General features: G+C 69.8%; 1 pseudogene. It reads left to right on the forward strand.

Annotated elements, in window-relative coordinates:
* Positions 1-364 (forward strand): annotated as a pseudogene (locus tag ACTM82_RS09020) (IS30 family transposase); the annotation flags it as partial.
* Positions 365-590: the final 226 nt, after the last annotated feature.

The raw sequence follows: 590 nt of genomic DNA on the forward strand, positions 1-590 counted from the left end.
GCTCGGCGAGGGGCCGGGCGAGACGAGGCTGTTCTACTGCGACCCCAGGCGCAGCGACCAGAAGGGCGCCTGCGAGCGCAACCACGTCGAGATCAGGAAGCTGCTGCCCAAGGGCGCCGGAATCAGGTTCGACCGGCTCGCCCCGGCCGACCTGGCGCTGGCCATGTCGCACGTGAACTCCGAGCCCCGCGGCGCGCTCGGCTTCGCGACGCCCGCGCGCGCCTTCAGGGCGATGCTCGGGGAGGACGCGGCGGCGCTGCTGGACGCCTACGGCGTGGGGGACGTGCCGCTCGGCGATCTCGACCTGACGCCGGGGCTCATCGAGAGGGCGCGCGCAGAGAGGGGCGATGCCCCGCTGGCCTAGCCTAGGAGAAAAACGGAATAGACGGACCGACCGTACGGCTGAGTCTGGGAAGAGGTGCCGGGCGGCGGGCGGAGCATGGCCACCGGACCCATCGAAACACATCTCCACCATTCCTTCAACTGGGAAAATGGCGCCCCCGGGGCCCGAGAGGGGCCGCGGGGGCGTTCGGTTAACTGCGGGAGCGAGCCATCAGCTCAATGTGTTCGGCTGAGATCGGAAATCAACC

The organism is Collinsella sp. HCP3S3_E5 (genome assembly GCF_052067635.1).
Taxonomy (GTDB): Bacteria; Actinomycetota; Coriobacteriia; order Coriobacteriales; family Coriobacteriaceae; genus Collinsella.